The organism is Clostridium kluyveri (assembly GCF_001902295.1).
Classification (GTDB): Bacteria; Bacillota; Clostridia; order Clostridiales; family Clostridiaceae; genus Clostridium_B; species Clostridium_B kluyveri_B.
The window spans coordinates 214,738-240,141 of record NZ_CP018335.1 but is presented as its reverse complement, the minus strand read 5'-3'; the positions used below and the strand labels follow the sequence as shown (position 1 = coordinate 240,141).

At 29.7% G+C, this 25,404-nt stretch carries 22 protein-coding genes; 7 read left to right on the top strand and 15 right to left on the bottom strand.

From position 1 onward, the window contains the following. Positions 1-45: 45 nt before the first annotated feature. The 9 genes from mfd to purR form a co-directional block, all read right to left on the bottom strand. Complete coding sequence (gene mfd, locus BS101_RS01380) at positions 46-3,567, bottom strand: transcription-repair coupling factor (RefSeq protein ID WP_073537212.1); 3,522 nt, start codon at positions 3,565-3,567, stop codon at positions 46-48. A 107-nt stretch (positions 3,568-3,674) separates the two neighbouring features. Continuing rightward, positions 3,675-4,238, bottom strand: coding sequence for an aminoacyl-tRNA hydrolase (pth, locus tag BS101_RS01375; protein WP_073537211.1), 564 nt, complete (start codon positions 4,236-4,238; stop codon positions 3,675-3,677). Between the two features lie 93 nt (positions 4,239-4,331). Further along, positions 4,332-5,522 (bottom strand): S1C family serine protease, encoded by a 1,191-nt coding sequence (locus tag BS101_RS01370; protein ID WP_073537210.1) that lies wholly within the window; start codon positions 5,520-5,522, stop codon positions 4,332-4,334. An 80-nt stretch (positions 5,523-5,602) separates the two neighbouring features. Further along, positions 5,603-7,018 carry a sensor histidine kinase gene (locus BS101_RS01365; protein ID WP_073537209.1) on the bottom strand — a complete coding sequence of 472 codons (1,416 nt, stop codon included), beginning with the start codon at positions 7,016-7,018 and terminating at the stop codon, positions 5,603-5,605. Further along, positions 7,019-7,705 carry a response regulator transcription factor gene (locus BS101_RS01360; RefSeq protein WP_011988744.1) on the bottom strand — a complete coding sequence of 229 codons (687 nt, stop codon included), beginning with the start codon at positions 7,703-7,705 and terminating at the stop codon, positions 7,019-7,021. Positions 7,706-8,189: 484 nt separating this feature from the next. Further along, on the bottom strand, positions 8,190-9,149 hold the full coding sequence (locus tag BS101_RS01355) for a ribose-phosphate diphosphokinase (RefSeq protein ID WP_011988743.1): 960 nt from the start codon (positions 9,147-9,149) through the stop codon (positions 8,190-8,192). A gap of 24 nt (positions 9,150-9,173) precedes the next feature. Next, the gene (gene glmU / locus BS101_RS01350) at positions 9,174-10,544 is read right to left on the bottom strand and encodes a bifunctional UDP-N-acetylglucosamine diphosphorylase/glucosamine-1-phosphate N-acetyltransferase GlmU (protein WP_073537208.1); all 1,371 of its coding nucleotides are present in this window, start codon (positions 10,542-10,544) and stop codon (positions 9,174-9,176) included. A 155-nt stretch (positions 10,545-10,699) separates the two neighbouring features. Continuing rightward, entirely contained in the window at positions 10,700-10,990 is a 291-nt protein-coding gene (gene spoVG / locus BS101_RS01345; protein WP_011988741.1) for a septation regulator SpoVG, read from the bottom strand. Positions 10,991-11,093: 103 nt separating this feature from the next. Then, positions 11,094-11,906 (bottom strand): pur operon repressor, encoded by an 813-nt coding sequence (gene purR / locus BS101_RS01340; protein WP_011988740.1) that lies wholly within the window; start codon positions 11,904-11,906, stop codon positions 11,094-11,096. A gap of 291 nt (positions 11,907-12,197) precedes the next feature. Between purR and murC the strand changes: the two genes are divergently transcribed. The 5 genes from murC (at position 12,198) to BS101_RS01315 (ending at position 16,783) form a co-directional block, all read left to right on the top strand. Beyond that, the gene (gene murC / locus BS101_RS01335; protein WP_073537207.1) at positions 12,198-13,571 is read left to right on the top strand and encodes a UDP-N-acetylmuramate--L-alanine ligase; all 1,374 of its coding nucleotides are present in this window, start codon (positions 12,198-12,200) and stop codon (positions 13,569-13,571) included. Positions 13,572-13,653: 82 nt separating this feature from the next. Next, entirely contained in the window at positions 13,654-13,974 is a 321-nt protein-coding gene (locus BS101_RS01330; protein ID WP_073537206.1) for a hypothetical protein, read from the top strand. 198 nt (positions 13,975-14,172) lie between these two features. Then, positions 14,173-15,516 (top strand): [Fe-Fe] hydrogenase large subunit C-terminal domain-containing protein, encoded by a 1,344-nt coding sequence (locus tag BS101_RS01325; RefSeq protein WP_073537205.1) that lies wholly within the window; start codon positions 14,173-14,175, stop codon positions 15,514-15,516. Between the two features lie 138 nt (positions 15,517-15,654). Beyond that, positions 15,655-16,347, top strand: a complete 693-nt coding sequence (locus BS101_RS01320) for an HAD family hydrolase (protein ID WP_073537204.1) — start codon at positions 15,655-15,657, stop codon at positions 16,345-16,347. 31 nt (positions 16,348-16,378) lie between these two features. Next, on the top strand, positions 16,379-16,783 hold the full coding sequence (locus BS101_RS01315; RefSeq protein ID WP_073537203.1) for a hypothetical protein: 405 nt from the start codon (positions 16,379-16,381) through the stop codon (positions 16,781-16,783). 47 nt (positions 16,784-16,830) lie between these two features. Here BS101_RS01315 and BS101_RS01310 read toward each other — a convergent pair whose 3' ends face one another. Genes BS101_RS01310 through BS101_RS01300 form a run of 3 tightly spaced genes read right to left on the bottom strand, consistent with a single transcriptional unit; the run spans position 16,831 to position 19,650 of the window. Next, positions 16,831-17,541: a 2-phosphosulfolactate phosphatase family protein gene (locus BS101_RS01310; protein ID WP_073537202.1), complete on the bottom strand. Its 711-nt coding sequence runs from the start codon at positions 17,539-17,541 to the stop codon at positions 16,831-16,833. A gap of 38 nt (positions 17,542-17,579) precedes the next feature. Continuing rightward, positions 17,580-18,500 carry a TIGR01212 family radical SAM protein gene (locus tag BS101_RS01305; protein WP_073537201.1) on the bottom strand — a complete coding sequence of 307 codons (921 nt, stop codon included), beginning with the start codon at positions 18,498-18,500 and terminating at the stop codon, positions 17,580-17,582. 49 nt (positions 18,501-18,549) lie between these two features. Further along, positions 18,550-19,650: a hypothetical protein gene (locus BS101_RS01300; RefSeq protein WP_073541020.1), complete on the bottom strand. Its 1,101-nt coding sequence runs from the start codon at positions 19,648-19,650 to the stop codon at positions 18,550-18,552. A gap of 184 nt (positions 19,651-19,834) precedes the next feature. On the opposite strand from BS101_RS01300, the gene BS101_RS01295 reads away from it, so the two are divergent. Next, the gene (locus tag BS101_RS01295; protein WP_073537200.1) at positions 19,835-20,875 is read left to right on the top strand and encodes a YkvI family membrane protein; all 1,041 of its coding nucleotides are present in this window, start codon (positions 19,835-19,837) and stop codon (positions 20,873-20,875) included. 122 nt (positions 20,876-20,997) lie between these two features. Further along, a complete protein-coding gene (locus BS101_RS01290) occupies positions 20,998-21,897 on the top strand; it encodes a radical SAM protein (protein ID WP_073537199.1) in 900 nt (299 codons plus the stop codon). Positions 21,898-21,946: 49 nt separating this feature from the next. Here the strand turns inward: BS101_RS01290 and BS101_RS01285 are convergent, their stop codons facing one another. The 3 genes from BS101_RS01285 to murI all read right to left on the bottom strand — a co-directional run bounded on the left by BS101_RS01285 (position 21,947) and on the right by murI (position 25,381). Next, complete coding sequence (locus tag BS101_RS01285) at positions 21,947-23,746, bottom strand: heme NO-binding domain-containing protein (RefSeq protein ID WP_073537198.1); 1,800 nt, start codon at positions 23,744-23,746, stop codon at positions 21,947-21,949. Positions 23,747-23,871: 125 nt separating this feature from the next. Continuing rightward, positions 23,872-24,546, bottom strand: a complete 675-nt coding sequence (locus BS101_RS01280) for a S24 family peptidase (protein ID WP_073537197.1) — start codon at positions 24,544-24,546, stop codon at positions 23,872-23,874. A 61-nt stretch (positions 24,547-24,607) separates the two neighbouring features. Beyond that, positions 24,608-25,381, bottom strand: coding sequence for a glutamate racemase (gene murI, locus BS101_RS01275; RefSeq protein WP_073537196.1), 774 nt, complete (start codon positions 25,379-25,381; stop codon positions 24,608-24,610). Positions 25,382-25,404 lie beyond the last annotated feature (23 nt).

Sequence of the window (25,404 nt, the reverse complement as noted above, 5' to 3'; positions counted from 1 at the left end):
CAAAATACAAATTTATTTTAACATAAAAGCATTTTTACTACAAAACTATTTTTGTTCATATATTTGTATCATATATTTAACAATTTCCTTAACATTACTCAAAAGATTTTCTCTCTTTACATCTTTTAATGTATATCCAAAACTAAGTTTTTTATTCATTTTTAAAACTATTTTACCAAAATAAGTTTTCACCAATGCCTTTAATATATTTTTATCTACTCTATCTTCATTCTGAAAGGTAAAGGCCACTTCATTTTTTGATTCTTTTATAGATTCTATTCCAAGTTCCTTACCTATACTTCTTATATAAGCTATATCCATCAAATTATACACAGATGGTGGTATATCATAGAACCTATCCTCTAATTCCTCTTTTATATCCAACATATCTTCATAGGAACTTATAGCGGCTATTTTCTTATACACTTCTATTTTTTGGACTTCATTTTCTATATAATTATCCGGTATATATGCATCTACTTTCAATTCCACTGTAGTTTCTACCGGTTCCTTATCTATCTCACCCTTTATCAATTTTATAGAATCCTCAAGCATTCTACAATATAAATCATATCCTATAGCTGCCATGTGCCCATGTTGAGAGGAACCCATCATATTACCTGCTCCCCTTATCTCCAGATCTTTTAATGCTATTTTAAATCCAGAACCCAATTCAGTGAATTCTTTAATAACCTTAAGTCTTTTTTCTGCCACTTCTTTAAGAACTTTATCCTTGCGATAACTTAAATAACAATAGGCTATTCTATTAGTTCTTCCCACCCTTCCTCTTAATTGATATAATTGAGATAGTCCCATTTTATCCGCATCATATATTACCATGGTATTTACATTTTGTATGTCCATGCCCGTTTCTATTATAGTAGTAGATACTAAAATATCATACTTATTCTGCATGAAGTCCATTATTATTCCTTCAAGTTCCCTCTCTTGCATTTGACCATGAGCCACTGCCACTTTACCTTCTGGAATCAACTTAGCTATGTAAGATGCCATTTCCTTTATACTCTCCACCCTGTTATATACAAAGTAAACCTGTCCTCCTCTGCTTAACTCTCTTAAAACAGCATCCCTAATCAGCTGGTCATTGTATTCAACTACATAAGTTTGTATAGGATATCTTTCATCTGGTGGTGTTTCTATAACGCTTATATCTCTAACTCCCACAAGGGACATATGAAGTGTTCTAGGTATAGGGGTGGCACTTAGAGTTAATACATCTACATTCTTTCTTATCTGTTTAATTTTTTCTTTATGGCTAACTCCAAATCTTTGTTCCTCATCTATAATAAGAAGCCCCAAGTCCTTAAATTGTACATCTTTTTGAAGTATTCTATGAGTTCCAATAAGTACATCTACATCTCCTATTTTAACAGCTTTTATAGTAGCCTTTTGTTGTGCGGCAGTTTTAAATCTACTTATCATGTCTATTTTTACAGGAAAATCAGAAAATCTTTGAATAAAATTATTATAATGCTGCTGTGCCAATATTGTAGTTGGAACTAAAAAAGCTACTTGCTTGCCATCCATCACCGCTTTAAAAGCAGCCCTCACTGCAACTTCCGTTTTACCATAGCCTACATCCCCGCAAAGTAATCTATCCATTACTTTATCTGATTCCATATCCATCTTTATATCCTGTATAGTAGATAGCTGATCTGGAGTTTCTTCATAGGGAAATTCATCCTCAAATTGTTTTTGCCATATAGTATCTTTTGAATATTTATATCCCTTTAAAGTAGACCTGATTGCATACAATTTTATCAAATCCTCTGCCATCTCTTCTATTGATTTCTTTGCCTTCTTTTTAACTTTACTCCATTCTGAGCTTCCTAGTTTATTTATCTTTGGATTTTTCCCCTCTGAGCCTATGTACTTTTGTACCATATCAAGCTGTTCTACTGGTACATATAATTTATCCTCACATTCATACACAAGTTCCAGATAATCTTTTTTATGCCCTTGAAGTTCCAGCTGTTTTATTCCTTTATATACTCCTATACCGTGGTTTACATGAACTATAAAATCCCCTGGTTTCAATTCTGTAAAACTTTTTATCTTACTTGTTCCCTTTTTATTAGTTTTTCTTATATTTTTTCTTTTAGCTTTCCCAAAAACCTCTTTATCGGAAATAACACTTATCTTAATCTCTGGATACTCAAACCCTTTTAATTGATTTCCAAAAGTTATAACCACTTCACCAGGCCTAATTTCGTTCACCACATCCCTATAACTACTTTCAATTCCGTTATCCCTTAAGGTATCTACTAGCCTTTCTCCTCTTGCCCTTGTACCGGATAAAATTAAAATTTTAAAGCTTTTAGATTTCTTATGCTTTATTTCTTCAATAAGAAGCTCTAATTTGCCCTGATAATTATTTAAAGTTATCTGGGTGAAATTCACTATTAGTTTTGGTGGAAGAATTTTAGTAGATTTGGCAATAGCATCTAATATAATAATTTCTCTATAATTAAGTTCATCAATCAATTCAGATCTATCAAGTAACATTTTACTCTGTCCTGGTAATACATTCCCCCTTTCCAGAAAATTTTTATAATTTTCCAGAAACTCAAAATATACACTATCTAATTTTCCACTACATCTTTTTATATCATCTACAATCACAAAATAATTTTTTGCATAATCTAAGAAAGAAGAAGTATGTTCATAAAAATAAGGTAGAAAGCTATCTATACTCTCAAATGTCCATGTTTCTTGAAGGGTTTCCAGATTTTTGTTTGTTATCGTTTTTATCTTTTCCATTCCTTCATTATTTTTATTCTCTTTTAGTTTTTCTACTATTGATGCTAAATCCTCTTTTATTTTGCTTTTTCCTATTTCAATTCGCTCTCTGTCAAATATAATCTCCTTTGCAGCAAATATTTCTATATTATTTATCTTTTCAATACTTCTTTGAGATTCTAAATTGAAATTTCTGATAGATTCTACCTCATCACCGAATAATTCAACTCTATAGGGTTCTTGTGAAATAGGAGAATATATATCCATTATACCCCCTCTTATAGAAAATTGTCCTCTTCTCTCTACCATTTCCATTCTCTCATATCCACACTGTATTAATTTTTCACTAATATTTTTAAAATCTACTTTATCCCCCACAGATATCTTAAATATGTAATTTTTATACAATTCTACAGGCACATATACAGAAGCTAAGGATTCCACACAAGTTATTATGATTTTTTTACCCGGATTCAACATTTCTCTTATAACTTTTAATCTTTCCCATCTTAGATCCCCAGATATAGCATCTATATTATAGAACACTACTTCTTTAGTAGGAAAATAATATACTTGTGGTAAATAGAAACACAAATCTTCGTATAACTTTCTAGCCTCTACATCACTATGAGTAATGATTAAAAAAGGCTTATCTTGCTGATTATATACTGCATATATTAAATAACTTCTAGAAGATTCCGAAAGTCCAAATACCGCTATAGGAAACTTCTTTCTATCTATCCCCGCTATAATATCTCCAAATTCACTGCTTTTTCTAATAGGTTCCATAAGTCCATCTAGTCTCATTTTAACAACCACCCTATAATATTTATTCATAAAAAATCAAACGCACAATAACCGTTAGTTTCTCTATATTAAAGAAACTAAACGGTTTGAAGTAACATTATAAAATTTCACAGCTTAAATCCATTAAACTTATTCATAGCTACTTCTATGCCAAAATCCGTAATACACTCTAATGCTTCTACACTAGTTTTTAAAACCTTTTCTATATTAATCCTATCATCTTCAGAGAACTTTCCAAGAACATAAGATACAAGATCTACAGTAGGATGTCCAATACCTATTTTTATTCTTGGAAATACATCCGTTCCTAGATTTAATATTATATTTTTTATACCATTATGTCCTCCAGCACTTCCCCGAGACCTTATTCTAAACCTTCCAATATCTATATCTATATCATCATATATAATTATCATATGGTCATTTTCAATCTTATAAAAATTTACAGCTTCTCTTACACTTTCCCCACTTAGATTCATATAAGTACCAGGTTTCAATAATATAACTTTATTTTGTCCTATGAACCCTTCTCCATAATTTCCTTTAAATTTTTCCCTATTTAAGGTAATATTATACTTTTTGCTCACTAAATCTATAAAATCAAATCCAATATTATGTCTTGTACGGTGATATTTAACTCCTATATTTCCTAAACCAACTATTAAAAACATGTTCTTACTCCAATCTAAGCTTTAAATTATCATCTTAATAATATATTATACTAAAAAACATAAATAATAAAGAGACTTACAATAGTCTCTTTATTATTCACTTTCTTTATTTTCAGAAAGAACTATTTCTATTTCTATGATTTTACCATTTCTCCATATCTTCCCTAAAACCTTATCTCCTACCTTATGTCCTTGCAGTATCCCTTCTATATCTGATAAACTCTTTACCTTCTTACCATCTATTTCTGTCAATATATCCGTAGGTTTTATACCTGAAGCTGCAGCACCACTATCTTTCTCCACCTGTTGTATGTACACCCCTTGAACATTATTATTCTGTGATGTTACACTTTCACCATATATGCCCAAGTAAGGCTTTGAAACTTCCCCATAACTCATAAGGGATTTTATTATATTTTTAGCATCATTTATATTTATTGCAAAACTTATACCCTCTACATTGGAATCAGAACCTATCTTCAAAGTATTAATACCTATAACATAACCTTTTATATTACAAAGAGCGCCTCCGCTATTTCCGGGATTTGTAGCCGCATCTGTTTGAATAACTTTGTATACAGTTCCATTATACTCTATTTTTCTATTTAATGCACTTATTATACCTGCAGTAACACTTGGAAACTCCTGACCTAGAGAATTCCCTACGGCAATTACAATATCACCTACTTTTACCTCTGAAGAATCTCCAAATTTAACTACAGGAAGATTTTTAGCATCCACCTTTATTACAGCTAAATCGGCCTGCTGATTAACTCCCAATATAGATGCATCTAGAATCCTTCCACTTGAAAGTCTTACTGTAACCTTATCTGCCCCTTCTATTACATGATAATTAGTGGCTATATATCCATTTGAATCAACTATTATACCCGATCCACTTCCCATATCCTCTAATCCAAAATATCCTTCTGCCTTATTGCTTATACCAACTACAGATAAACCTACCGTTTGTGCTACTTTCGATATAGAATTTGTATATATATTATCTTCAGATGTATCTTCTTGTTTTTTATTGCCTTTATTAGATTCCACCAATAACTGATTATCAGGCGTATAGATTTTGGTACTTTCCTTCTTATTTGCTATATATGCCCCAGATATGCCTCCCGAAACAGCTGCCACCAGTATAAAACAACACAGTTTAACCAATGTTCTTACAGTCGATCGCCTATTCATATTTATAAATTTTATTTTTCCACTATCTGCATCTACTTTTTCCCAGTAAACGTCTTTTATGTCATCATATCTGTTGTTATCATTCATTAAATACACCTCATAACTGAAATTTAGAGTTATTATAGTAAAAAATTTTTACACAAATATGAACAGAATGTAATAATTTCTTAAATCCTTTTTAAAGTAAATGCAAATATAATGCCACCAGATTCTCTATTCTCAACCCATATATCTTCTCCTAGTTGTGTTAATATACTCCTTACAATAGAAAGTCCAAGCCCTGTACTAACTTTTGAAGTTCTTGACTTATCTGATTTATAAAATCTATCCCATATATGTTTCAGCTCTGATTCTGGTATTCCATCACCATCATTATAAACAGATATAAATGCTTTCTCTCCCTTAATTTTAGTTGAAACTTTTATATTACCACCTACATTTACATACTTAACAGCATTATCTATCAGATTTGTGACCACCTGATTTATTCTATCTCTATCTGCAGCTACATAAAGTTTGTCATTTTCCATAACTACGTCTACTTTTAATTTTTTTTCGTTTATTTTAGTTTGAAATTTTATAATACATAATCTTATAATTTCATTTATATCTAATTCCTCTATTCTAAGCTTGAATTGCCCCGCTTCAATAGCGGATAAATCCAAAAGATCATTTACAAGTCTTGTAAGTCTCTGTATTTCAGAATAAGTAACTGACAAATAATAATTTTGTTTTTCATGCGGAATAATGCCGTCAATCATTCCGCCTATAAACCCTTTTATAGACGTTAATGGAGATCTTATTTCATGAGATACATTAGATATAAAATGTCTCCTGTTTTTTTCCACTTGTTCCAGTGAATCCGCCATACTATTAAAAGATTTAGCCAATTCTCCAATTTCATCATTTGAATTTATACATACTCTTTTTTCCACTTCTCCTTTTGATATTTTATCTGCTACATAATTAATCTTCTTAAGTGGATATACTATTATTCTCTGAGAAAGATAATAAATTACAACACAGCATATTATAATAGCTAAGATAGCAGATATCCATATAATTTCATATACTCTCTTTAAAGGTTCTCTTAGTTCATTTATGGAAGTATGCATAAGTATAGCACCTTTAAAAACTCCATTTGAAAAAATAGGTATTTCAAAAGTATGTACTGGATCCACAAGTATATCTGAATTAATTTCTTTTTTATCTACAGTTTTATTTTCTCTAAGCTCCTCCAAATCTTTAGTAACTATCTGAGTGGGATTAGTTACTAATTGTTTGTGTTCACTTTTTGATACTGAATACACATAGCCATAGTTATCCACAAGCCATATATCCGCTGAAAGATACTTGGCTATATTATTTAAAGTTTCATTTATCTCATCTGAAGTTAAGTCTCCTGCTAAATATTGAAGTGCCTTATAACTTATAAATTGGGATTCTTTAAGCAGCTGACTTTTTCTCTGTTCAAAATAATAACTCTCAAACCAGTAAGACAAAAAAGCTGCTGTCATTACAAAACTTACTATAATAATTGCAGTAAATGCAGCTACAAGCTTTGAAAATAATCCCTTTTTCATCTACTTCACCTCAAACTTATATCCAACACCCCATACTGTTTCTATTTGCCAGTTAGGTCCTCCTTGAAGTTTTTCTCTTAATCTTTTAACATGTACATCTACAGTTCTAGAATCTCCAGGATAATCATATCCCCACACTTCACATAAAAGCTGCTCTCTAGTAAATACTCTATTTTTATTATTAGCCAGGTAATATAATAATTCAAACTCTTTTGGCGGCATCTTTATATCTTCATTTCTATAGGTAACTGTATAGGAATTTATATCAATAGTTAACTGTTCAAATTTCAATACTTCTTTGTTTTCATTATCTACGCTGTATCTCCTAAGTACTGCTTTAATCCTTGCTAACATCTCCTTAGGTTCAAAAGGCTTTACTATATAATCATCTGCTCCAAGTTCAAGCCCTAAAACTTTATCAAAGGTTTCTCCTTTTGCGGTAAGCATAATTACAGGAGTTTCATAATCTTTTCTTATCCATTTAAGAACATCTATTCCATCGATATTAGGAAGCATTATATCTAGGATCACTAAATCCGGTTTATATTCTAAAAATGTTGTTTCTGCTGACTTTCCATCATTTGCAACTTGCACTTCATAGCCAGCACTCTCCACATACATTTTTATTACTTCACATATATTTTCATCATCATCTACAATTAAAATTTTTCCTATTGAGCCTTCCATTTCATTCCCCTCCTAAAATTATAAACACGTACCTATATTTATCCTAAAGCTAGCATTACCAAAATACTTCTAAAATTTCTCTAAAATATAAGATAAGCTCTGCTGCTCCCCTAGAACAAATGATTATTAGGTTCAGATGAAGTTTGCTATAGGAAATGCTTATCTCCTACTTTGAAGAAAATTGGAATATTAGCTAATTACCACATTTGGATAAATAATTCTATAAGTTACATGATTTTAACCCCTTTATATAATTTTTAATCAAATATTGTCAAATAATTATACTTAAACGATTATTCCTATATTAAATCTATCATATATTTTAGCCTAAATAATATTGTATCTTCAAAAGTTACAAATAAGTTACAAATATTTATCCTATAAGATTTAAATGGATAAAACATGTCTTACTACCAAACTTCACCTAAGCCTCAAAATCACCGCTATAAAGGCATGTGGGTTATTTCCACATGCCTTTATATTATTAATCTTCGAATAATTTACTCACCGAAATATCTTCATATATTCTTCTTATAGCTTCAGCAAATACTGGAGCTATAGATAATATCTTGAAGTTATCCAGTATCTTGTTCTCTGGTAAATTTATTGTGTTTAACATTACTAACTCTTTTATAGCAGAGTTCTTTATTCTTTCTATTGCAGGTCCAGATAAAACAGCATGGGTACAGCATGCATAAACCTCTTTTGCTCCCCGTTCTATAAGAGCATTAGCTCCATTTGTTATTGTACCTGCTGTATCTATCATATCATCTACTAATATAACGGTCTTATCTTTTATATCTCCAATTATATTCATTATTTCTGATACATTAACTCTAGGTCTCCTTTTATCTATAATAGCTATGGACGCATGAAGTTTATCTGCAAACTTTCTGGCTCTAGTTACGCTTCCAAGATCCGGAGAAACCACAACCACATCATCCTTTTCATCAAATCCTTTTTGTATAAAATATTTTGCAAGTATAGGTGTTCCTAAAAGATGATCAAGAGGTATATTAAAATATCCCTGAATTTGAGAAGCATGTAAATCCATTGTAAGTACTCTATCTGCACCGGTAGCTGTTAATATATCAGCTACAAGTTTTGCTGTAATTGGATCCCTTGCCTTAGCCTTTCTATCTTGTCTTGCATAACCATAATAAGGTATTACAGCAGTTATTCTTCCTGCAGAGGCTCTTTTAAAAGCATCAATCATAATTAAAAGTTCCATCAAATTGTCATTTACTGGATTATTTGTGGATTGAACTATAAATACATCCATTCCTCTTACTGTTTCATTAATATTTACACATATTTCCCCATCACTAAAAGTTGTAACTTTGGAATCTCCTACTTTAATGCCTAAAATATCCCCTATTTGTTTAGCTAAATCAGGATGAGAATTTCCTGCAAAAATTTTAATATTTTTACCATGGGTTATCATTATGTAAAGCCCTCCTAAAAATTTTTATTTCTTTAATCCTTTTTTATACACCCAACTCTTCTTATTCACCTGCCGTGCCCTTGCTATAGCCAGTGCACCTTCTGGGACTTCATCTGTTATAGTAGAACCTGCAGCTATATAAGTATTGTCATTAACCTTAACTGGAGACACCAAATTTGTATTACATCCTATAAATGAATTATTTCCGATCAAGGTTTTATTCTTATTTTTTCCATCATAGTTTACTACAACAGTTCCACAGCCAAAATTGCACTTGCTTCCAACTTCAGCATCCCCTATGTATGTCAAATGAGATACTTTTGTATTATCACCTATTGTAGACTTTTTGACTTCTACAAAATCACCTATCTTCACAGATTTTCCTATTGTAGTTTCAGGTCTTATATAAGCAAAAGGCCCTACACTAGTATTTTCCCCTATTGTACTTTCTAATACTACAGAATTCTCCACTGTTACATTATCCTTTATTATACTACTTTGTATTCTAGAATTAGGATAAAAAATACAATTTTCGCCTATAACAGTATTCCCTTGAAAAACATTCCCAGGATATATTATTGTATCTTTTCCTATTTGAATATCTAAGTCTATGTAAGTATTATTATGGTCAATTAACGTAACTCCATTTTCCATATGTATTTTATTTATTCTGTTTCTCATAATCTTTTCAGCCTCTGCAAGCTGTACCCTTGAATTGACTCCCATAGTTTCCTCAAAAGGAATGGGAAGTGCACCTATTTTTTTTCCCTCTTGCTTTAATATCTCTATAACATCTGTTAAATAATACTCCCCTTGAGCATTATTATTATGTATTTTACCTAAGCTTTCAATTAAACTTTCTATATCGAAACAATACATCCCCGAATTTATTTCCTTAACCTGAAGCTCTTCTTGTAGACAATCCTTATGTTCCACTATCTTAAGTACTTGCCCGTTTTTCCCTCTTATGATTCTTCCATATCCATAAGGATTTTGTACTATAGATGTGAGTATGGTAACCCCATAACCTCCATCTCTATGAAAATCAAGCATATTTTTTATAGTATCCTCTTTTATCAAAGGTGAATCCCCTGTAAATACAGCTACAATTCCTCTTTTGTTTTTTAAAAAATCACTAGCACAAATAACCGCATGTCCTGTACCTAGTTGTTTATCTTGAAAAGAATAACTTGTATTTTTAACCTCTGTAGCTTTTTTTACTTTTTCTGCATTTTTCCCAATTACCACATTTATATCATTTATTTGTGCTTTTTTTACAACATCAATAACTACATTTATCATTTCTTTGCCGCAAATTTTATGAAGTACTTTAGGTTTAGAAGATTTCATTCTTTTACCTTCACCTGCAGCCAGTATTATAGCACAATTATACATTTCAACACCTCTTTAATGGTTATAAATCTTCACTTTTCTACAATATGTCATTAAACATCCCTTAATATTATATTTTATATGAAAACTATTTGCAACCTTATAAAAATAGCATAAAATAGCTGAAAATAATAAAAAGGAGTAATTACTCCTTTTTATTATTCCTCTACCTTTTCCTCGGTAACAGTTTCCTCATTTTTTACTTTTTCATACTCACCAAGAATTGCTTTTTGTATCTTCTCTCTTGTTTGAGTATTTATTGGGTGAGCAATATCCTTAAACTCTCCATCAGGAGTTTTCCTACTTGGCATTGCTATAAAAAGACCATTCTGACCTTCTATAACCTTTATATCGTGAACAACGAATTCGTTATCAAAGGTTACTGAAACAATAGCTTTCATCTTACCCTCGGCAGCAATTTTCCTCACTCTGACATCTGTAATTTGCATATAATCCACCTCCAAGATGCTTATGTATATACTATTCTCTATATCTTATATTTTTCCTTCTTGTTTTTTGAAAAACTAATAAATTTTTTGAAAATTTTATTAGTTAAATATTCCCAGAAGGAAATAACAATGCATTACCATTTTCATCGATACCTTTAAAATCTACTATAGATTTATAATCCTGTACTAATTTTTTAGGGGTTTCTACATTATCTATTAAAAACCCTATACCCAAAAGTTCACTTTCAAATTCTTTCAACAGATTTATTATTCCTATGGCAGTTCCTCCTGCCCTCATAAAATCATCTATAAAAATACATTTACTCCCCTTCTTTAATGCCTTTTTAGATAAGGACATAGTTTGAATTCTTCCTGTAGAACCTGAAACATAATTTATAGTTAAAGTAGACCCTTCAGTAAACTTTTGTTCTCTTCTTACAACTACAAGTTGGACTCCCATCATCCTAGCCACCTCATAAGCTAAAGGAATCCCTTTGGTTTCAACAGTAACCACATAATCAATATTTTTCTCTATAAAAATAGATGCTAAGATCACTCCTGCAATATATATTATAGCAGGATTAAACATTATATCTGTCATATATAAAAAATTGCCTGGTATTATTCTTTCTCTATTTTTCAAAATAATACATAATTTTTCAGCAAATTCTCTTCTCTTTTCACTGGATATTCCACAGACATACTTTATCCCTCCTGAGGCTCCAGATATAGTATCTATTCTTCCCATTTGAAATTTATTCAAAGTATCTTTCACTACTAATATATCTTCACTTACTGTGGACTTAGCTGTATTAAACATAAGAGTAAAATTATTCAGGCTCATTATTTTATTGGGGTTTTCCAGCAAAATTTTAGTTATTGCCGCTATTCTATGATTTCTACTGAATTTCTGCATCTTATCACCTATCTATAAATTTTACGAATAATATCTTGAGATTTTATTCTATTATTCATATTGTATTCTAAAAGTAATCAATAATCAACTCTTATTTAATTCTAATACTAATACACAAAAATTCATTCCATTTCAACTCTCACTAAAACAACGCTTATTATCAAGTCATTCTTGAGTTCAAATGGAGTTTTCCCATGTTTTTATTTTAAAAAGTACGATTTTGTGTGTTTTTTAACTAGGTTTTGTATATAATTAGTAAATAGGTTAAGTTAATTATAAGGAGTGATTTAATTGTCATTTGATTTTATAAAAAATAAAAAAGTTCATTTTATAGGCATAGGCGGAATAAGTATGAGTGCACTAGCAGAAATTCTGCTGGAAAAAGGCTTTAAAGTCTCTGGTTCAGATGTGAAATCTTCTGAAACCACAGAAAGATTAAAAGTAAAGGGAGCAAAAGTGTATATAGGACAGATAAGCCAAAATATAACGTCTGACATAGATCTTGTAGTGTACACTGCTGCAATTTCAAAAAACAATGAAGAACTATTAAAAGCTAAAGATTTAAATATTCCCCTTATGGACAGGGCTGAATTTTTAGGTGAAATAATGAAAGGACATAAATATAATGTAGCAGTATCTGGTACTCACGGTAAAACTACCACCACTTCCATGTTATCCTCCATAACACTTGAAGCTAATCTGGATCCTACTATACTTGTGGGTGGAAATTTAGATATAATAGGTGGAAATGTCCGTATTGGAAATAGTCCTTACTTTATTACAGAAGCTTGTGAATATAAAGAATCCTTTCTTAAATTCTTTCCCTTTATAGGTATAATCTTAAATATTGATGCAGATCATCTAGATTATTATAAAGATATAGAAGAAATACAAAATGCATTTATAAAGTTCGGGAAACTAATTCCTAATGAAGGATATTTGGTATGCTGTGCCGATGATAGAAGAATGGAAAAAATCATATCAAATGTAAATTGCAATGTAATGAGTTACGGCATAGAAAATGGAGATATTACTGCTAAAAATATATGCTTTGACAAAGAAGGACGTGCTTTCTTTGAAGTATATAAATCCGATAAAAAATTATTTTCCTTAAATTTAAGTGTTCCAGGCAAACATAATATATTAAATGCACTAGCCAGTATATCCGTTTCTTTAATTTTAAATATATCCGTTGATAATATAGTGGATGGACTAAACAACTTTAAAGGTACCCATAGAAGATTTGAAATTAAAGGCCAGAGGAAAGGTGTAGTGGTTATAGATGATTATGCACATCACCCTACAGAGATCAAAGCAACTTTAAATGCTGCCACAAATTATCCTCATAAAAAAATAATTTGTGTATTTCAACCCCATACTTTTTCAAGAACTATAAGTTTATTTAAAGAATTCACTGCTGCTTTTGATAATGTAGATGAACTAATACTAGCAGACATATTTCCTGCAAGAGAAAAAGACACAGGTGAAATAAGTTCAGCTATGCTGTGTGAGCAAATTATAAAAAGAGGGGTTAAGTGCAGAAACATAAAGGACTTCAATTCAATAGTTCAGTATTTAAATAACATTTTAACAGAAGGAGATGTACTCTTAACAATAGGGGCAGGAGACGTTTTTCAAGTTGGTGAATTATATTTAAATCAATAACTCCATGAAAAAATTCATAATTAGGTGTAAAATACCTCTAATAGGGTAATACTATATTCGATATCCTATTGGAGGTGTTAATATGAAAAATTTTTTAATATCTGCCGCTGTAGATATTTTCTTGATTTTAATATCCTATTTCTTATTTGTAAAAATAATCAATGGCCCCACAAGACATAAATTATACAAAAAATTTTTTAGTTCTTTTGCTAAATTTGTAATTTATATATTTATCATAAGTATACTTATAACTGGTATAACCGCTTTCATATTATATAAAACTTCTTACATAGCTTATATAAACATAATATCCCCAGCTTTAATTTCTATATTAGTAGGATTCTTAATGTCAACAGTACCTACGAGGGGTGAGGGGGATAATGAAAATCTCCCTGTAAAATAATACTTTCTTACACAAATCCAGTATCTATGTTTATTAAAAATAGCTAAAGCCTAAAATGATAGCATGTTTTAGGTTTTAGCTACCTTTTTATTCATGAAAGATATATTACTGAAAATTTGGAAATCACGCACTATTCTGTAAGTGTCTAAATATGTTATAATTGTAGAATAAAAAGCTTGAAAAGGAGTTGTTAAAATTATGAAAGACAAATATAGGGATCTATTTAAGTTAATTGTGAAATCCTACTATGATGAAAACTTTGAAGAGACAGTAGAACAAATTCTATCCGAGCATAAGTTGGATAAGGAAGAATTTTGTAAAATCATATCTTCATTATGCGGCACTAACATAACTTACAGCTCAAATTTCATGGAAGAATTAAAGAAAGCAATAAAATCTTATAATAAAGATGAAAAAATAATAAATAAGGTTACCAATTGTTCTCAGGAATGCAAAGATGGAGATAAAACTCTATGTGAAAAATCTTGTCCTTTTGATGCTATATTTATTCACAAGGGGAAAAATCGTCCATCCATAGATAAGGATAAATGTACTGACTGCGGTTTTTGTGTAGATGCCTGTCCTAACGGTTCTATAATGGATACTGTTCAATTTCTACCACTTGCTAATATCTTGAAAAGTGATTCTCCTGTAATAGCCATAGTAGCTCCTGCCATAACAGGTCAATTCGGAGATAACGTTACAATGGAACAATTAAGAGCTTCTTTTAAAAAAATAGGCTTTACAGATATGATCGAAGTGGCATTCTTTGCAGATATGTTAACCTTAAAAGAAGCAGTAGAATTTGACAGCCATGTAAAGGATAAAAAGGATCTTATAATAACTTCTTGCTGTTGTCCTATGTGGGTGGGCATGTTAAGACGAAAATACAATAATCTAGTAAAGCATGTATCTCCTTCTGTATCACCAATGACCGCTGGTGGAAGAGTACTTAAAAAATTAAATCCTGAATGTAAAGTAGTTTTTATAGGTCCCTGTATAGCAAAAAAAGCAGAGGCAAAAGAAAAAGATATAATTGGTGATATAGACTTTGTACTTACTTTTACAGAAACAAAAGATATCTTTGATGCACTTAATATAGATCCTTCCAAGATAGAAGGTGATGTTTCAACTGAATATGCTTCTAAGGGAGGAAGGTTATATGCACGTACCGGCGGGGTATCTATTGCTGTGGGAGAAGCTGTGGAAAAGATGTTCCCCGAAAAGAAGGAATTATTTAAATCAGTTCAGGCAAGCGGTGTAAAGGAATGTAAAGAGTTATTAAGTCGTGCTGAAAAAGGGGAAATCTCAGCTAATTTTATTGAAGGAATGGGATGTATTGGAGGTTGTGTAGGCGGGCCTAAAGTACTTATACCAAAAGAAAAGGGAAGAGATAAAATAGATGCCTTTGCCGAAAACTCTGAAATCAAAGTTTCCATAGATAGTAAATGTATGGATAAAATACTGGAACTTTTAGATATTAATTCTTTAGAAGATTTTAAAAATGTGGAAAAAATCGAGCTATTAGAAAGACGTTTTTAAAATATACTTGTAACTCTGTATTTGTAACCTTATTATGCTAATTTTGTTATATATAAATTATTTTGCTATTACATTTATAAAACTTTAGTATTTATGTTACCTTATTTGGATGTTATACTTAAATATGAGGTGATCATAATGCTTAAAAACACTAAAGGGGTTATTTTTGATATGGATGGAACCCTTGTAGATTCTATGTGGTTGTGGGAAAGTATTGATAGAAAAATTTTAAATAAAAGAAACATACCAATGCCCGAAAATTTGAAACAGGCTATACAAACTATGACTTTTTATGAAGTTGCTAAATATTTTAAGAACAGATTTAATCTACCTGAAAGTATAGAGGAAATTCAAAATGAATGTTATGACACGTGTGTTTATGAATATTCTACAAACATACCATTAAAGCATGGTGCCAGAGAATTTTTGCTTTTATTAAAACAAAAAAACATTAAAATAGGCCTAGCTACCAGTAATTCTAGGGAGTTAACAGAAATAAGCCTTAGGAAAAATAAGGTATATGATCTTTTTGATGCCATAACCACAGTATCTGAAGTAAAAAGAGGTAAAAGTTTTCCCGATATATTTCTTTTAACTGCTAAAAAATTGAATTTATCTCCCAAAGATTGTATAGTATTTGAGGATATTTTACCTGCGGTCAAAGGTGCCAAAGCTGCTGGTATGTCTGTAGTTGGAGTATATGATTTCTATTCAGATTATCAATGGGATGATGTAATAAAACATGCTGATATGTATATATTTAAATATAAAGATTTAACGGAAGGCAGTGTAAAATTTTCATCTTTAAGTGAGTTGTTGAATATAATGTAATGTTATAGAAATATTAATGGAGAAATTAAAAATGCTTACTTTTTTATTTTTACTACTAATAATAGGAAATGGGATTATTTTGTATCATTTTTCAAACAAGTTTTCATCACAACGGAGACAAATAATTTCTTTAAAATATGAAAATGATTCTTTAAAATCAAAATTATCAAAAGAATCTCCAAAACGAGTAGATATAAGCTATATTACTCCTGAAAATTCAAATGCAGTAGTTACTATAAAGACTAGCCTTTATTTAGCTCCTACTTTAAAATCTAGTATAGTAAATATTTTAGAGGAAAATACTCCACTAAAGATTGAAGATACTGCTAAAATTCAAAGCCAGTTGTGGTATGAAATATCTTTAAATCAAATTAACAGATCATCTAGAATAAATTCTAAAGGATGGGTAAAATCTAATTATATAAAAATAACTTGACTAAACTCCAGCACTGTATAGGCTGGGGTTTTTATCAATAAATTGATTTATGTACATTTGATTATTCCATCTATATATTCTGGAACGATTTTTATTATATCTTTCCTGCAGCAGTATTCTAAATCATCATATAATTTTAATTTTTTTATTCTTTTATAATGGGAGGCTTTCTTTATAAATGTTATAATATCTGGATTCTGTTCATAAATATACAATGCAGTTTTGGCTATATCTGTAAGATCGACTTTTATCTTTTTTATTATACAATTTATTATGTATCCACTGCATATGAAATCATCTATAGAAAGTTGCCCACAGGTACCTGCATTAACTATTACCACATCATTATTTAGACTTATACTTCTATTTGCTACTTCATCTGCATTTATAAGAGCCCCCATTAATATATTTTTAGCCATTACACTTCCCTTTATAGCTCTAGTACCATTACTTGTGGTAATTACTAATGTCTTATTTTCTACAATCTGTCTACTATATTCCAGAGGAGAATTAGAGCAATGGAATCCTTCTATTTTTAAAGCTTTCCTCTCTCCTCCCATTACATACTTTTCTTTATTTTTATGGTATATTTCCAAGGCCTCTTCTATAGTTAACACCGGTATTACTTCCCTGCATCCATTATTAATAGCAGTAATTATTACGGAGGTTGCTCTAAGCATATCTACTACTATTACAGATTTATGTAAAATCTTTTCTTTTTTTATATCATCTGCTGATATTATTATGTCTATTTTCAATTGGACATCAGCCTTTCCAAAAATAACTTTATAATATACTAATTACAATATATTCCTTGATATATGTTTTTATCTTTCATGGCTTTATCAATTTCATTTAAAATTTCCCACTTTTTTAAGCTCCATTTAGGTTCTATAAGTAAATCTCTAGGAGAATCTCCTGTTAATCTATGGATTACAATATCAGAACGAATATTTGATAAAGCCATGCATATTATATCTACATATTCCTGCTGCCTCATAAATTTCAGTTTACCTTCATTATATAATTTAACCATAGGGGTATGTTTCATTAAATGAAGCAGATGAAATTTTACTCCCTGTATATCTTGATCTGAAATATATTTTACTGTATTTATCATATCACTTTGATTTTCTCCCGGCAAACCCATTATTACATGTGTTACTACATCAATATTCTTCTTTCTAAGATTATATACAGCCTTCTCAAAAGCATATAGATCGTACCCTCTATTTATTTTTCTGGCAGTATACTCATTGGAAGTTTGAAGTCCAAGTTCTACCCAAATATAAGTTTTTTCATTAAACTCATGTAACAGCTCTAAAACATCCTCTTCAAGACAATCAGGTCTGGTGGCTATTGCCATGCCCACTACACCTTCCTGACTCATGGCTTCTTCATATTTTTCTCTAAGAATTTCTATAGGAGCATAGGTATTTGTATAGGCTTGAAAATAGGCTATATATTTCCCTTGTTTCCACTTTTTATTCATCATCTTTTTTATATTATAAAATTGCTCTGTTATAGAAAGATTTCTATTTCCTGCAAAATCCCCTGCTCCTCTTTCACTACAAAAAATACATCCTCCACTGCTTATCTTGCCATCTCTGTTAGGACAGGAAAATCCCCCATCTAAAGATATTTTAAATACTTTACAACCAAATTTTTTTCTTAAATAATAATTTAAATTATAGTATGCTTTATCTCCCCACTGCATTATAAATTTTCATCCTTTCAATAATACATAACTACTAGGGCTTATTATATCATATTTTAACTGCCTTAAAATCTTTTAAGTTCAGCCTCCATTTCCCAATTATATCAGGAAGAGATTCACTATTGTTTGCTTTAGATATAACATCAAAGTTCAATGTATCTGTATCAAAAGAAGAAAAAACTACATCTACTTTATTAAGTGGAAAGTTATCTTCAAATTTAAAATTTATTATATCTCCGGAATCCATTTTATACATTCTTATACAGTGACCTATACTATCATTTGTATACTGAGCTACAATGAACTTTTCATCAGAAGAAAATGTTAAAAATTCTACTTTGGCATTTTTTAGAATATCTAAGTTTATTATATTTTTACCTATAATTTTTTGATTATATTCATCTATTTGCTCCTGCTGTGTGCCTCCACTATTTCCCTGTTCATCTGAAGAGCCTGAATTATCAGATTGTACTTCCATGCTTTCATCTATTTTTACTACCCCTATATATGAATTTTTATCATAAGTAACTAAGGCTAAATAATCACCTCCGTAAGAAAAATCAAGTATTCCAAAATTGCTTCTTGGCACGGACATTTTATTTACATTCGCTTCATCATCTTTAGAAAATACATACTGTGGCATATTATTTATACCTATTATTACATTTACGTTTATGTTATCTTTACTTCTCATTTTTATTCTATTTTTCTCAACAAAAACTTCTCTATCTAAAATGCTGCTAATTTCACCAATTTTATAATCATTTTCTTCTTTTATAACTTTTACTGAGTATTCATCTAAAGTCGAAAAAGGTTTACTTAAATCAGATCTTACAATTTTCACTTTGAAAACTCCTGATTTACCAACTTCACTATTATCATTTAAACTATAACCCATAATACTTAAATTTTGATTTTCATTCATTACAGGACTCTTTAAAAGTTCTTTAGAATATAACTTTTTAATATTTTCAATATCATTCTTCATAAGATATTTCATATAGGTATCTACGGTACTAGCTGCAGCCTTCATATCAAAATTTCCGTTTATATCAGTAGTATTAGGTCTCTCATATGAACTACACCCGAACAATATACCTGAAAAAAAAATGGCAATAACTATGATTTTAAATATATATATTTTTTTCATAAATTTTCCACTAGTCAATTTTAGTAGAAATTCACCCCCTTTATCAAAAATGATATTTCATTTTACAAATCTTATTTTTCCCTCAAATAAAATTTTAATTTATAATTCATTATTTTTATTTAATACTTATATACTTTAATATTGGAATAGTTTTATTAAAAGTATTTTATGAGGAGGGATATTTTTGAAAGAAAAAATAATTTTAATTTTTCAAATATCCACAGTTTTTATAGGAACTGTGGTTGGAGCAGGTCTGGCATCTGGACAAGAAATTAGCCAATTCTTCACACAATATGGTTATAATAGTTTTATAGGTATACTAGCTTGTTCTATTATGTACATAATAATGTCTATTATAATAATAAATATAAGTATAAAATATAAATTAAATTCTTATGATGGCCTTATAAAGCTGGTTAGTCCTGGATTTCTAGGGATGGCTACTAATTTTTTAACTACCTTTTTTTTAATGGGAAGCTCAGCAATAATACTGGCTGGAAGTGGTGCTTTGATACACCAATACTTTAACCTGCCTAGATGGGTAGGTATATTATTAATGCTTACTATATCTATAATCGTATTATCTAGAAATATTAAAGGCCTTATGGAAATAAATTCAATTATAGTACCCTCCCTTATATTAGTCATACTTACTTTATTCATATTATATCTGGCCTTTTATAAAAACATAAATATCTCTTACTTAAAAAGTATACCTCATTATAAAAATAATTGGGTTTTTTCTTCATTGATATACGCAGGATTTAACATATTATGTTATAGTGGAGTGTTAATCCCTCTCACACTTTCTATAAATAAAAAGAAAAGCCTTATAGCCGGTTCCATCATAGGCTCCCTGGGTCTTACTATATTAGCTCTTATTATAAATTTTTTATTACTTTTAAACATACCTTATATTTTTAAATATGAAATTCCTCTGCTTTATATAGCCAACCGTTTTGGGAAAGCACTTCAAATAATGATACTTATTATAATCTGGCTTGAAATGTTCTCTACTGAAGTATCCAATGTATATAGTGTAGGAAAAAATTTTGAAGAAATATTTAATATATCTTATAAAAAATCAATATTTATAATTATTCTTATTATAATTCCTATATCTCAGATTGGTTTTGTAAATCTTATTTCTTTTCTATACCCGGCCTTTGGAGTAGTCAGTCTTATATTTATAATACAATGCATAATTTTTTATTTTAAGAATTAATTTCATAATAATATTGTGTGATAATACCTGGACACATCCATGCAATCATAATATACTTAAAAAGTACCAATAAAATTCTATTATTACTCCTAAATAATATATTATTTAAGGAAGTGCTTTTTATGATAAATCATCTTAAAAGTTGCCAATTATGCCATAGATATTGTAAGATAGATAGACTTGATGGAAATACTGGATTTTGTCATGCAGGTAAAAATATAAAAATAGCCAAGGTATGTCTACACACTTGGGAAGAGCCCTGTATCTCTGGAAGTAATGGTTCTGGAACTATATTTTTTTCCAACTGCAATTTAAAATGTGCTTTTTGTCAAAATTACGAAATAAGTGACAATGGTTTTGGAAAGGAAGTATCTGTAGAAAAACTCAGTGAAATTTTTCTATTTCAACAAAATCAGGGAGCACACAATATAAATTTGGTTACGCCTACCCATTATATTCCTCAAATAACTCAAGCTTTAGACATAGCAAAATCACAAGGTCTTAATTTGCCGGTGTTATTTAATACAAATAGTTATGAAACTATATCTGCATTAAAGGCTTTAAAAGGATATATAGATGTATATCTACCAGATCTAAAATATTTTAACAATAAATATTCCATTAAGTACTCTAATGCTCCAGATTATTTTATTCACGCCACAAAAGCTATAGAAAAAATGTTTAACCAGGTAGGCAGTGTAACATTTGATAAAAATGGATTGATAACAAGGGGGGTTATAATAAGACATCTTATGCTTCCCGGACTATTATTTGATTCCAAAAAAATAATAGATTATATTTATAATACCTTTGGTGATTCAGTATACATAAGCATTATGAACCAATATACTCCTCTTTATAATGCTTATAAATTTCCTGAAATAAATAAACCTTTAAATTCAAAACACTATAATTCTTTTATAAATTATTGCCTTTCATTGGGTATAAAAAATTCATTTATCCAAAGCACGGGAACCTGTTCTAAAAATTTCGTACCTAATTTTGATTTACAGGGAATTTAATATAAAATATAATAAGAAAACTGGCCAATATCTCTAGCCAGTTTTCTTATTATATTTTATATTTATATAATTCGGTTTTAAAGGACTCTGTTATGTTCTTAAATTCATGAATATTACTCATAAGATTTTTAATTTCATTAGTATAACTTGATACATTGGCACTTACTTCTTCAGAAGATGCTGAATTTTCCTGTGCAATTGCAGCTAAAGACTCCATATTTTCATATATTCCAGATATAGCTTCCGATTGTACATTTAATTTATCTATAGTTTTTATCATAGATTCAGCTACCGCTGTCGCTGCAGTAGTTGCTTCATAGCTTATATTTCTAACATCTTTTAAATTTTCACTTTCCCCTTTAAGCACATCAAATTGCGATTCTATTTTATCTACCAATACTTTTATTTCATCTACAAATTTAATTAGATTAGAATTTATATCCTTAACTGCACCTTGAGACTGTTCTGCTAAAACCCTAATCTCCTCTGCTACTACTACAAATCCTTTCCCTTGTTCTCCAGCTCGAGCCGCCTCAATGGAAGCATTCAGTGCCAATAAATTAGTCTGTTCTGAAATTTCTGACACCACTGAAACTATACTGGTAATATCTTTCACTTTTGATTGAAGCTCTAATCCTTTATCATTAACCTCTTTAAAACTCTGCAATGTAGTCAATATATTCTTGCTGGTATTATCTATATTCTCATAACTATTATTTATTTTATCTATTGATTTTTCTAATTCCAGTTTATTATTGTTTTCATCTTCCACTATATTATTTAAATGTCTTATATTCTCATTTAATACAGACACCACATTCTGGGTATTTTCCGCCTGCTCTACAGCACAATTGGCCACCTGTTCCACCACATCCGATATTTCATTTGAAGTACTGTTCATAGAATTAGATATTTCATTTATATTAGATACAAAAGTACTCATCTCATCGGTTACACCTTTAAATCCTGTAAAGTCCGCTTTAATAATACTTTTATGCTTTTTAAGAAGATTAAATATATCTTCAAAAAAATCATTTGTCTCTATATCTCCATCTTCAATATAATTACCATTATTAATTTTATCTATAGCTTCTATTATGAGGTATTTAGGTCTCATAAGTACAGAGCCAGAAATATATGATGCAAAAAAAACTAATATTGAAATAACTATGGATTTAAACCAATCATTTAATCCAAATATTAAAATAGAAATTATTAAACAAAATATAAAATTAATTATTCCTATTTTTAAGCCCAGATTATTTATAATTCCAAATGAAAGAAATTTATTAAACTTATATACCCTCTTATAATATATTTCTTTCTCAAAAATAAATTTAAATTTTACTGAATTATTATTTCTCTCTATTTCTTCTATCTTCAATTTTTCACCAAAAAACTTAGCACTTCCCTCTATCATTCCCATAAGATAATCAAACATACCTCTTTCAGATTTATACTCAAATACAGCAGTTTTTGAAGATATAGGATTAATCGTCACCAAAGGCGGCTTGGCCCCTGGAAATTTTTTAGTCATAGCTACATGAACATCAAACATTGATCTTAAAAATGAATATAAATTTTCATGTCTAAAAAAGGCTGGATAATCTTTATAAAAGGCATTTATGTTATCAACACCTATTTTTCTCCATAACTCTTTTGTATCTTCATTATTAAATTTTGCTATATATTCTATTACCTTTTTTACTTCTCTGTCATTTACATTTTCAGCAGGGGAAAATATCTTAGATGACCCCCACCCAACTGAATTCATAGCATCATTTACAATTTCATCATTATATAATTTTCTGCAGGTTCTCATCCATGTAGCAATAACAGTACCTTTCATTTTTTACTCCTCCCTTCAAAATTTTTATTAATTTGTTCCAAAGAATGATTATGAAACAAAAGTTCTAACCATAACTCTTTTTTAGATTAGAACTTTTAATCATGTATTTAATAGTTTTTTCATTATTATAACTTTATTTCCAACTTATCTAATTTTGCAATTATTTTTAAATCCTTAATTTCTATTGTTTCAGTTCTTATACTATTTCTGCCACTTATAAGTAAAACTTTTTTGTTATCCAATTTTTTTATTTGTCTTACCTCCCTTTTTCCACTATATTCAACCAGACATATGGAATTATTTTCTATTTCTCCGGTTATATGCCCCAAAGCCAGATCTCCATCTTGTATTCTGAAACCTTCCATATCATTACTTTCTATTTGTAAGTAAATTACTTTGTCTTGAGCATATCCTTCTACTTTATTATTTATTATAGGTAACTGCTTAAAATTAATTACTTTATTTATATCATATCCATAAATAGGTATCTTTTTTAGAACTGAACTAAATGCTTCACTCCAAACATCCTGAACCTGGATTTTTTCTTTTTTAGGTACAGGAGAAAATTTTTCATTTTTTTCTTCTTCATATGCCTGTTCCTCGAAAGACATGGTTATATCATTTATATTTTTACCTAAAATTTTAGATAATTTATCAATTATACCTTGACTTGCTATTTTCCTTCCTAATTCTACTTCATTAATAAACTTTTCTGATACACCTAATTTTTTGCCCAATGATTTTTGACTAATCCCTAATTCTATTCTTGCAGATTTTATTTTTTCTCCTACCCTACTCATTTTTTCCTCCTGATTTAATCTTGTAGATAATAATTCAAATTCTGTACAGAATTTGAAAGCTTTACTCTTTTAAAAGTTTATAACTTAATTTTATTATATATTGACTATTCATAGAATTAAATATCTTTATCTTTCCAATTTTACTTTTATTGCTTTCTATATGATATTTAATAAGCTGCCTCTTCAACTGCCTAACAGTCCCCTTACTTCCATCAAGTATTAGAACATCCTGATTTAAAACTTTAGATATACTTTTTTTTATAAAAGGATAATGGGTACATCCAAGTACTACTGCTGCAATTCCGTTTCCTTTTAAAGGAATTAATTTTTCTTCCAAATAATGTTCTATTTCCTCTCCTTCTGTTTTTCCCTCCTCAATAAGTTCTACTAGACCACTACATGGAAGGGGCAAGATATTTGAATTGCTATATCTTTTCATAAGATTATTGAATTTACTTTCTGCTAGAGTCATAGGTGTTGCCATTATTATTATATTTCCCTTTCTATTACATTCTACTGCAGGTTTTAAGGCCGGTTCTATACCTACTATAGGCATATATTTACTATATGCCTTTCGCAAATCTATTATAGCTGCACTAGTAGCAGTATTACAGGCTACTACTAAGGCCTTTATATTTTTCTTTAATAAAAATTCTACAGCATTAAATGTGAGCTTTTTAACCTCTTCCACTGTTCTCACTCCATAAGGTGCCATCTTTGAATCCCCAAAATAAACAAAATTTTCATTTGATAAGATCTTAACAGCTTCTTTTAATACACTTATTCCCCCCACTCCTGAATCAAAAAAACCAATTGGCCTATCCTCAGAATCCACTCTATCACCTCATCACTTAATAA

Coding starts and splice junctions, on each gene's coding strand:
- mfd (WP_073537212.1), bottom strand. CDS start 3,567: ATGAGACTAGATGGACTTATGGAACCTATTAGAAAAAGCAGTGAATTT.
- glmU (WP_073537208.1), bottom strand. CDS start 10,544: ATGTATAATTGTGCTATAATACTGGCTGCAGGTGAAGGTAAAAGAATG.
- BS101_RS01325 (WP_073537205.1), top strand. CDS start 14,173: ATGAAAGACAAATATAGGGATCTATTTAAGTTAATTGTGAAATCCTAC.
- BS101_RS01315 (WP_073537203.1), top strand. CDS start 16,379: ATGCTTACTTTTTTATTTTTACTACTAATAATAGGAAATGGGATTATT.
- BS101_RS01355 (WP_011988743.1), bottom strand. CDS start 9,149: ATGATAACCCATGGTAAAAATATTAAAATTTTTGCAGGAAATTCTCAT.
- BS101_RS01305 (WP_073537201.1), bottom strand. CDS start 18,500: ATGCAGTGGGGAGATAAAGCATACTATAATTTAAATTATTATTTAAGA.
- BS101_RS01370 (WP_073537210.1), bottom strand. CDS start 5,522: ATGAATGATAACAACAGATATGATGACATAAAAGACGTTTACTGGGAA.
- BS101_RS01290 (WP_073537199.1), top strand. CDS start 20,998: ATGATAAATCATCTTAAAAGTTGCCAATTATGCCATAGATATTGTAAG.
- BS101_RS01365 (WP_073537209.1), bottom strand. CDS start 7,018: ATGAAAAAGGGATTATTTTCAAAGCTTGTAGCTGCATTTACTGCAATT.
- BS101_RS01330 (WP_073537206.1), top strand. CDS start 13,654: ATGAAAAATTTTTTAATATCTGCCGCTGTAGATATTTTCTTGATTTTA.
- BS101_RS01300 (WP_073541020.1), bottom strand. CDS start 19,650: ATGAAAAAAATATATATATTTAAAATCATAGTTATTGCCATTTTTTTT.
- BS101_RS01360 (WP_011988744.1), bottom strand. CDS start 7,705: ATGGAAGGCTCAATAGGAAAAATTTTAATTGTAGATGATGATGAAAAT.
- pth (WP_073537211.1), bottom strand. CDS start 4,238: ATGTTTTTAATAGTTGGTTTAGGAAATATAGGAGTTAAATATCACCGT.
- BS101_RS01320 (WP_073537204.1), top strand. CDS start 15,655: ATGCTTAAAAACACTAAAGGGGTTATTTTTGATATGGATGGAACCCTT.
- purR (WP_011988740.1), bottom strand. CDS start 11,906: ATGCAGAAATTCAGTAGAAATCATAGAATAGCGGCAATAACTAAAATT.
- BS101_RS01285 (WP_073537198.1), bottom strand. CDS start 23,746: ATGAAAGGTACTGTTATTGCTACATGGATGAGAACCTGCAGAAAATTA.
- BS101_RS01280 (WP_073537197.1), bottom strand. CDS start 24,546: ATGAGTAGGGTAGGAGAAAAAATAAAATCTGCAAGAATAGAATTAGGG.
- spoVG (WP_011988741.1), bottom strand. CDS start 10,990: ATGCAAATTACAGATGTCAGAGTGAGGAAAATTGCTGCCGAGGGTAAG.